Source organism: Roseomonas aerilata DSM 19363 (genome assembly GCF_000711725.1).
Taxonomy (GTDB): Bacteria; Pseudomonadota; Alphaproteobacteria; order Acetobacterales; family Acetobacteraceae; genus Roseomonas; species Roseomonas aerilata.
Map to the genome: position 1 here is coordinate 1 of NZ_JONP01000092.1, position 8,459 is coordinate 8,459.

Sequence of the window (8,459 nt, forward strand, 5' to 3'; positions counted from 1 at the left end):
AGCCTGCTCCCGGCACAGCACGTAGAGCGCATGGTGGATGCGATCGAGCGTCCGGTCCTCGTCCCAGCGTCGCAGGTAGTCGTTCACCGTGCTGCGTGGGGGCAGGTCCTTTGGCAGAGCGGCCCACTGGCAGCCGGTGCTCAGGATGTACATCACCCCATCCAGTACCGCGCGTTCGTCGACCGACCGCCTGTTGCCGCCGCGCTTCGCACGCGGGATCAGCGGGCCAACGATCGACCATTCTTCGTCGGTCAGATCGCTCGGGTAGCGCAGCTTGCTGCGGTCGTATCTGAGCCGGTTTTCGGGCGTCCACATGAACGCTCTTCTTCCTCAACCCGCCGCCAGGAGCCAATCACAACCGATTCAAATGACGCTACCTGTTCCCGGATGGACACTAAGGACATCCAGGATACGGCCTGCGCCTCCCCCCCGGGCCTGGTTGCGGCAGCAATCGGCCGACCAGCGAGTCCGGGCCACGGTCGTCCGGCAACAGGAAGCCCTCGCGGAAGTGCAGGGGCAGCTTGTAGCGCATCTTCACCACGTAATCGCGCGCCGCCGGCCAGATTCCAAAGGTGCGGAACCCGGCCGGGGGTGGGCTCCGCGCAGCTGGCTCCGCGGCGTGCCCACCTCCTCATGGCGAGCGCCAGCTGCACAATGTCCCAAATGTGGGTCTTGCGTTGCCGCTCGTAGCTGTCGAGGAGACCGCACGGCGCAGATGGAAGCGAGCTTGGCGCGGCTGATCAGGCCTGCGCGCGCCGTATCGCGACAAGGTCCAGGAAAGCTCTCATCGCGGCGCTGGGATGGCGCCTGTTCGGATAGTAGAGGAACCAACTCGGCAGCTTCGGGCTCCAGTCCTGAAGGAGCTCGACGAGAGACCCCACCTCGACAGACGGCCGCACATAGTCCTGGAGAAGATGGGCGATGCCTTGTCCGGCAAGCGCAGCGCTGAGTTCATGATGGGCGGAACTCAGCGTCAGGCGCCCCTCGGGCGCGACCTCTACCGCCATGCCGCCCTTCTCGAACCGCCAGGTGACTAGTGTACCCCCGGGGAAGCGGCGCCGGATGCAGTCCTGTCCGACAAGGTCCTCCGGGGTGCGCGGCTCGCCATTCCGCCGGAGGTGGGAGGGCGCTGCGACGATCGCGTATCGGAGCGAGGGCCCGAGCGGGACGGCAATCATGTCCTTCGCCAGCTGCTGCCCGAACCGGACGCCCGCATCGAAGCCCTGGGCCACGATGTCGATAATGGCCGCGTCGCTCACGAGCTCCACATGGACTTCGGGGTAGCGTTCCAGGAACTCGAAAACCAGCGGACAGAGAACATGATCGATCGCCGGCGGCGGGGCGTTGATGCGCAGCGTCCCGGAGGGCCGCTCGCGGAGCCCGTCGAGATCGTCCACCGCTGTTCTGATCTCGTGCAACGCCGGCGCGAGGCGGGCCAGCAGCCGCTTGCCGGCTTCCGTCGGTGCGACGCTGCGGGTCGTCCTGTTCAGCAGGCGGAGGCCAAGCCCGGCCTCCAGCGAACGGATCGTCTGGCTCAGTGCCGCCGATGAGACGCCGCGTTCCGCCGCGGCCGCCCGGAAGCCGCCGCACCGGACGATGGCCGCAAAAACCTCCAGGCTGTCGAGCCGAAGCGACGACGTCATTGCAAGGGGCAGCTTATCAAGGCTGGTAGCATTCGCCAACTTATCCGGGCACCTGCCGGCTGTCATCTCTGGGCCACGGCTTCCGCACGCCGCGGGGGTCAGGACGAGGATGACATGCCGTGACAGGCCTCACGATCAATCGCCGGGCGATCATGCTGGCTGCAGCCGCCGCAGGCGGCATTGGGCTCGCAGGAAGCCTGGGCCGACACGCCGCGGCGCAGGGCATGACGCCAAGCGCGGGCAATGCCGGGCATTACCGCTTCAGGGTCGGTGAGATCACCGCGACGGTGCTCAGCGACGGCGTGATCGGCGGGCCGCCCCGTGTATACGCCATTGATGCGGCGGAGGCCGAACTGGGAGCGGTGCTGCGGAATGCCTTCCTCCCTACCGACCACATGACGCTGAACCTGAACACGCTGCTGCTCGAGACGGGCGGGCGCCGCGTCCTGCTCGAGGCCGGGGCAGGGCAGAGCATGGGGCCGAATGGCGGCCGCTTCTTCGCCAGCCTCGCGGCCATTGGCCTGACGCCGAACGACATCGACGCGATCGTCGTCTCCCACACGCATCCGGACCATGTCGGCAATCTCCGCGCGGCGGATGGTGGCCGCGCCTTTCCGCGGGCCGCGGTGTTCGTGCCCCGTGCCGACTGGGACTTCTTCGTCCGCGGCGAGCCCGACCTCTCCTACATGCCCGTGCCCGCGGAATTCCGGCGCAGCTTCGCCGCCGCCATCAAGCGCAGCGTCGAGCCCGTCGCAGGCGATGTGCAGCTCTACGAAGCCGGGCAGGAGATCGTGCCGGGCCTCACCACGATCGCCGCCTCCGGGCACACGCCGGGGATGGTCACCTTCCTTGTGCATTCCGGGAGCGACCAGCTGCTGCTGACGGCGGACCTCGCCTACCAGCCGGTCATCAACATCGACCGCAACTGGCGGCCAGGGCCGGACCGCGACAGGGACGCGGCGCTGGAGGCGCGCCGCCGCATCTTCGATCGGGCAGCGGCGGACCGGCTTCTCGTGCTCGGATTCCACTACCCCTTTCCGGGTCTTGGACGGATATTGAGGACCGATACGGGATACGCCTGGGTCCCCGCCCACTGGCAGTTCTGACCGCCCGCCGGACCAGGAGAGAGGAGAGAGCGCGTGACCGCCTCCGCTTGCATGCCGGGTACCTGCGAATTCATGGCGCGCGCCGCGGGCGCGTCCCCGAAGGACCGCGTCGAAATTTCTGGCGCGGTCCGCTCAGGCGATCCTCGCTGCGTCTGCAGCAAGGCGGGAAACGGAGCTGCCGGCGCGCGATGATAGGTCTAAGCCGCCGTCCATCGTCCGCGTCAGCGCCTGCCGTCCCATGATGCGAGAGGATCACCACGCCGCAAGCCTGGCGGCGCATGCGCGGGCACGGATCGCGCTCGCGGCCTGCAGCAAGGCCGTTTGGGGATCCATCCTGCTGCGGCGCTACACGGCCCCCGCGGTCATCGAGGAGTTCGTGGTTCCCCCCTCCGCCGACCAGGTGATCGTCCTCGTGACGGACGGCTGCTTCGACATCGAATCCCGCGCTGGTGGCCGTTGGCGCGGTACGCGGTACGGAACGGGCAGCCTCGGCATGACGGCTCCCGGGCATGAGGCCATCCTGCGCTGGCGCGGGGAGGAGCCGAACGAGACCCTGCATCTGCACCTGCCTGCCTCCACGCTCCGCCGGGTGGCCGGGGACCTCTCGGCCATGGACCCGGCGCGGCTGGCCATGCCGAACGACCTTGCCTACTGCGATCCGCTCGTCGCGCAGGTGATGCTGAGCCTGTCGGAGGCGCTGTCCTGCGGGGCGCCGGAGCTCTATGCCGAGGCCGCGTGCGAGCTGCTCGCCGCCCATATCCTCCTTCGGCATGCCAGGCTGACGCCGAGGTCGCCGGCCTTGCTGCCGCATCCACGGCTGCGCCGGGTGGAGGAGTTCATGCGGAGCAACCTCGCGCGCCCTCTCACCCTGGACGAACTGGCGCGCGAGGCGGGGATGAGCCCGTTCCATCTTCTGCGCGTCTTCCGCAAGGTCCATGGCGAGACGCCGATCCGCAGGCTGACGCGCATGCGCATGGAGGCGGCGCGGCGGCACCTCGAGGCCGGGCGGGAGCCTGTTTCGGCCATCGCCTTCCTGTGCGGCTACGAGAACCCCTCCCACTTCGCAACCGCCTTCCGCCGCATCGTCGGCGTCTCGCCCACCGCCTACCGTGCAGGGGTGCGGTAACAATACGGCGACGGCAATTCCGCGAGGGACTTCGGCAGGATCGCGAGCGCCCGGTGAGGTGACGGCAGTTTAATCTCGCGGCCTGAACGCCTTGCCTGACCGGAGACCGACGCGATGGACGAGATGCCCCACGAACGAGGCGACATCCCCGTCAGTCGCCGTGGCCTGGTGATCGGCGCGACCCTCGCCGGTGTTCCGCTGGTTCGGTCAGACGCCGCCGCGCAGGGTGCCGCCACGCGGGGCAGCGTGCCGGGCAGCCTGGAGGTGAGCCTGACGGTGAATGGCGAGGCCCGGCGCCTCGTCCTCGATCCCCGCGCCTCCCTGCTCGACACGCTGCGGGAAGGGCTGGCGCTGACAGGCGCCAAGAAGGGCTGCGACCACGGCCAGTGCGGCGCCTGCACGGTGCATCTGGACGGCCGGCGCGTCGCCTCCTGCCTGACGCTCGCGGTGCAGGCCGACGGCCGCGCCGTGACGACGATCGAGGGCATCGCGCCTGCCGAGGGCGACCTGCATCCCATGCAGCAGGCCTTCATCGACCATGATGCCCTGCAATGCGGCTACTGCACGCCCGGGCAGATCATGGCGGCCATCGCCTGCGTGCAGGAGGGCCATGCCAGCAATCCCGATGAGATCCGCGAGTACATGAGCGGCAATCTCTGCCGCTGCGGCGCCTATGCCGGGATCCTGGCCGCGATCCAGGACGCCGCGCCCAAGATGCGGGTGGGCTGAGCCGATGCGCCCCTTCTCCTATGCCCGGGCGGATGGCCAGGCGGCCGCGATCCGCGCTGTTTCTGCGGGAGGAGCCGGCACGCGCTTCCTGGCCGGCGGCACCACCCTGTATGACCTGATGAAGCTCGGCGTCGAGGCGCCGGAGCGGCTGGTGGACATCAACGCGCTGCCCGCCATCCGCGGCTTCGATACGACGGGGCCGCGCGAGCTGGTCTTCGGTGCCGGTGCGCGGATGAGCGACGTGGCGGCCGATCCCCGGCTGGTGGCGGAGTATCCCGCCCTGTCGGAATCCCTGTGGAAGGCCGCCTCGCAGCAGCTGCGGAACATGGCCAGCCTTGGCGGCAACCTGCTGCAGCGCACGCGCTGCGCCTATTTCCGCGGCGGCGAGCCCTTCGCCTGCAACAAGCGCGTGCCCGGCAGCGGCTGCGCGGCGCGGGAGGGGATCGATCGCGGCCATGCCGTGCTCGGCGGTAGCGAGGCCTGCATCGCCACCTACCCCGGCGACTGGGCCGTGGCGCTGGCGGCCTTCGATGGGGTGGTGGACGTGGCGGGCCCGAACGGATCGCGCAGCATTCCCTTGGACGCCCTGCACCGCGAGCCCGGCACGACGCCTGAGGTGGAGACGAGTCTGGGGCGGGACGAGATGATCCTGCGCATCCGGGTGCCGGTCACGCCCCTCGGGCGCGCCTCGACCTACCACAAGATCCGGGATCGCGAATCCTACGCCTTCGCGCTCGCCTCCGCCGCCGTCGCGCTGCGGATGGAGGGAGAGGTGGTGCGAGAGGCGCGGATCGCGCTGGGCGGCCTCGCCACGCGCCCCTGGCGGGCGAGGGAGGCGGAGCGCGGCCTGGTCGGGCAGCGGCTCACCGCCGAGGCGGCCCGCGCTGCCGGGGACGCCGCCCTGCGTGGCGCCCGCCCCGGCCACCACAACGCCTTCAGGATCGAGCTCGGCGCCCGCACCGTGGCCGACGCCCTCCTGATCGCACGGCAGAGGGTCTGACGCATGAGCGACACCTCCTACCCCGACGCACCCCGCATCGACGCGTGGGACAAGGTGCGGGGCGCCCTGCGCTACGCCGCCGACGACGCCCGGCCGGGCCTGGCGCATGCCGTGCTGGCCACTGCAACGATCGCGTGCGGCACCATCCGGCGCATCGACACCGCAGCCGCCCGTGCAGTGTCCGGCGTGCGGCTTGTGCTCACGCATGCGGAACTAGCCGGGGTGAAGTCGCCGGGCTTCATCATGGGCGGCGGATACGGTTTCCAGAGCCTGCAGCCCGTCACCTCCCCGCGCATCGCCTATCGCGGCCAGCCGATCGCCGTGGTGGTGGCGGACAGCCTTGAAGCCGCGGCGGAGGGCGCAAGGCTGGTCCGCGCGGAGTACGCGGCCCAGCCGCATCAGGTGACGCTCGACGCCCCGCCCTCGGACATCATCGCCCAGGCCGATTCACCGCTGCCCAAGCCGATGTTCGCCGATGTCACTGCCGGCGAGGCAGAAGCCGCCTTCGCCGCCGCGCCCGTGCGGGTCGAGGCCGAGTTCCACCAGCCCGCGCAGCACCAGAACCCGATCGAGATGCTCTCCACCGTCGCCGAGTGGCGGGATGGGCACCTGACCGTGCATGAGGGCACCCAGAACGCCGAGGCGATCCGGCACGGGCTGGCGCGGCAGCTGGAGATCGAGCCGGCGCGGGTCACCGTGCTCTCGCCCTCCACCGGTGGCGGGTTCGGTCAGAAGAACTCGCTGCAGGCGCATACCGTGCTGGCGGCGGAGGCGGCGCGGCGGCTGGGGCGGCCGGTGAAGCTGGTTGTCACCCGGGCGCAGATCTTTCACGACAGCAGCTTCCGCCCGGCCAGCCGCCACCGCATCCGGATTGGGGCGGATGCGGAGGGCCGGATGCAGGCGCTCATCCACGAGACGAATTCGCAGACCTCGCGCCACGACCTCTTCCCCACGCTGTACACGGATCTCTCCGCCCGCCTCTACGGCGTGCCGAATTTCCGCGGCCGCGAGCGGCTGGTGCGCACCGACGTGCAGACGCCCGGCTACATGCGCCCGCCCTTCGAGCACGCCGCCGCCTTCGCGGTGGAGAGCGCCGTAGACGAGCTGGCCTACCGGCTGGGGCGGGACCCGGTGGCGCTGCGGCTGGCGAATGACGCGACGGCCGACCCGATCACCGGCCGGCCCTATTCCTCCCGCCACCTCGCCGAGTGCCTGCGCCGGGGGGCGGCCCGCTTCGGCTGGGACCGGCGCAGCATGGAGCCAGGCTCAATGCGCGGGGAGGACGGGTCCCTGATCGGCTGGGGCGTGGCCGCCGGGGCCTATAAGGCCGCGACCGCGCCGGCGATCGCCAAGCTGCGGCTCTCGGCCGACGGCTCGGTCACCCTGGGCGTCGGCGGGCATGAGATGGGGCAGGGGATCCGCACCGCGATCACCGCCGTGCTCGTCCGGCGCCTCGGGGTGGAGCCCGGGCGGATCGTGCTGGAGATCGGCAGCACCGGCGGCACCCCGCAGCACCTTACCGCTGGCTCCTGGGGCACGGCGACCGTCGTCCCGGTCACCGACGACGCCTGCGACGCCCTGCTGCGCGCGCTGGAGGCGCTGCCGCCGGCTCCTGCGCATGCGGAACGGCTGCGTGCCGCCGGCCGCCCCTTCCTGGAGGTGGAGGTGAGCCGCCGCGCGCCCGGGCAGCCGGAGGCGGCGATGGGACGCCTCAACACCGGCCTGCCGGCGGCGGTGGGCCCGGCCTATCCGGAGTTCGTCAGCCTCAGCCATGCCGCGCATTTCGTGGAGGTGCGGGTGGAGCCGGGCACCCGCCGCGTCCGTGTGCCCCGCGTCGTCAGCGTGGTGGATTGCGGCCGCGTGGTCAGCCCGCGCACGGCGGCCAGCCAGCTGCGGGGCGGCGTGGTCTGGGGAATCGGCGCCGCACTGCGGGAGGTGAGCGAGGTAGACCCGCGCCATGGCGGATTCCTCAACGCCGACCTGGCCGAATACGTAGTGCCTGTTAACGCCGATATCGGCACGATCGAGGTGGAGTTCGTGGACGAGCCCGATCCGCGGCTGAATAGGGCGGGGGTGAAGGGGCTGGGCGAGGTGGCGATGGTGGGCGTCGCGCCGGCGATCGCCAACGCCGTGCACCACGCCACCGGGAAGCGGTTGCGGGCGCTGCCGATCCGGGTCGAGGATCTACTCTGAAACATCTAGACCAGTTGCACGTCGATCATCTCGGGCCTGCCCACGGCGAAGCCTGCCAGCCCGAGGCGGAGGTGGGTGTGACGTTCAGCATTATCCCCACACCGAGCACGACACATCTTTCGAGTACAACGGCGTCTATGCGGGCGGTTCGCTGATCGGCGTGGACACAGCCAGCCAGCTGCTAGTCGACACGCTGGAGAAGAACGGCTTCACCAACCCCACCCACGTCTCCATCCATTCCTTCGAGATGGTCAACCTCACCGTGGCCTTCCCCTGTTTGAGTGGACACGGGTTACGGCCCAGGCGGCCGCGGCGAGTTGTTCCATCTCAGCTGGCGCTTTGTAGCCGATTGCTGAGTGGAGGCGCTGCTGGTTGTAGAAGCCTTCGATGAAGGCGAAGAGGGCTGATCGTGCGGCCTGCCTGGTCGGGCACGGTCCGTCCTCCTCGAGTTCGGTCTTGAGGCTGCCGAAGAAGCTTTCCATGGGGGCGCTGTCCCAGCAGTCGCCTTTCCGGCTCATCGAGCAGCGCATGCCGTGTTTGGCCAGCAGGCGGCGGTCGTCATGGGCAGCGTACTGGCTGCCGCGGTCCGCGTGGTGCAGCAGCCCTGGACCTGGCCGGCGGCTGGTGATGGCCATCCTCAGGGCGGTAAGCGTCAGCTCCTG

At 70.2% G+C, this 8,459-nt stretch carries 8 protein-coding genes; 5 read left to right on the top strand and 3 right to left on the bottom strand.

The genetic code is table 11. From position 1 onward, the window contains the following. The coding region (locus tag BO39_RS28520) for an IS5 family transposase (protein ID WP_043840152.1) at nt 1-315 on the bottom strand (315 nt) is incomplete at its 3' end. Nucleotides 316-740: 425 nt separating this feature from the next. Then, entirely contained in the window at nt 741-1,643 is a 903-nt protein-coding gene (locus BO39_RS28525; RefSeq protein ID WP_211257606.1) for a LysR family transcriptional regulator, read from the bottom strand. Nucleotides 1,644-1,762: 119 nt separating this feature from the next. Here BO39_RS28525 and BO39_RS28530 point away from each other — a divergent pair, with 119 nt between their 5' ends. From BO39_RS28530 to BO39_RS28550, 5 genes are all read left to right on the top strand, one after another. After that, nucleotides 1,763-2,749 carry an MBL fold metallo-hydrolase gene (locus BO39_RS28530; protein ID WP_169742895.1) on the top strand — a complete coding sequence of 329 codons (987 nt, stop codon included), beginning with the start codon at nt 1,763-1,765 and terminating at the stop codon, nt 2,747-2,749. A 238-nt stretch (nt 2,750-2,987) separates the two neighbouring features. After that, nucleotides 2,988-3,875, top strand: coding sequence for a helix-turn-helix domain-containing protein (locus BO39_RS28535; protein WP_052403002.1), 888 nt, complete (start codon nt 2,988-2,990; stop codon nt 3,873-3,875). Nucleotides 3,876-3,998: 123 nt separating this feature from the next. Continuing rightward, complete coding sequence (locus BO39_RS28540; RefSeq protein WP_211257607.1) at nt 3,999-4,604, top strand: (2Fe-2S)-binding protein; 606 nt, start codon at nt 3,999-4,001, stop codon at nt 4,602-4,604. A gap of 4 nt (nt 4,605-4,608) precedes the next feature. After that, the gene (locus BO39_RS28545) at nt 4,609-5,604 is read left to right on the top strand and encodes an FAD binding domain-containing protein (RefSeq protein WP_043840150.1); all 996 of its coding nucleotides are present in this window, start codon (nt 4,609-4,611) and stop codon (nt 5,602-5,604) included. A 3-nt stretch (nt 5,605-5,607) separates the two neighbouring features. Next, nucleotides 5,608-7,797 carry a xanthine dehydrogenase family protein molybdopterin-binding subunit gene (locus BO39_RS28550; RefSeq protein ID WP_043840151.1) on the top strand — a complete coding sequence of 730 codons (2,190 nt, stop codon included), beginning with the start codon at nt 5,608-5,610 and terminating at the stop codon, nt 7,795-7,797. A gap of 257 nt (nt 7,798-8,054) precedes the next feature. Here BO39_RS28550 and BO39_RS28555 read toward each other — a convergent pair. Then, the coding region (locus tag BO39_RS28555) for an integrase core domain-containing protein (RefSeq protein WP_156964119.1) at nt 8,055-8,459 on the bottom strand (405 nt) is incomplete at its 5' end.

Coding starts and splice junctions, on each gene's coding strand:
- BO39_RS28550 (WP_043840151.1), top strand. CDS start 5,608: ATGAGCGACACCTCCTACCCCGACGCACCCCGCATCGACGCGTGGGAC.
- BO39_RS28535 (WP_052403002.1), top strand. CDS start 2,988: ATGATGCGAGAGGATCACCACGCCGCAAGCCTGGCGGCGCATGCGCGG.
- BO39_RS28525 (WP_211257606.1), bottom strand. CDS start 1,643: ATGACGTCGTCGCTTCGGCTCGACAGCCTGGAGGTTTTTGCGGCCATC.
- BO39_RS28540 (WP_211257607.1), top strand. CDS start 3,999: ATGCCCCACGAACGAGGCGACATCCCCGTCAGTCGCCGTGGCCTGGTG.
- BO39_RS28545 (WP_043840150.1), top strand. CDS start 4,609: ATGCGCCCCTTCTCCTATGCCCGGGCGGATGGCCAGGCGGCCGCGATC.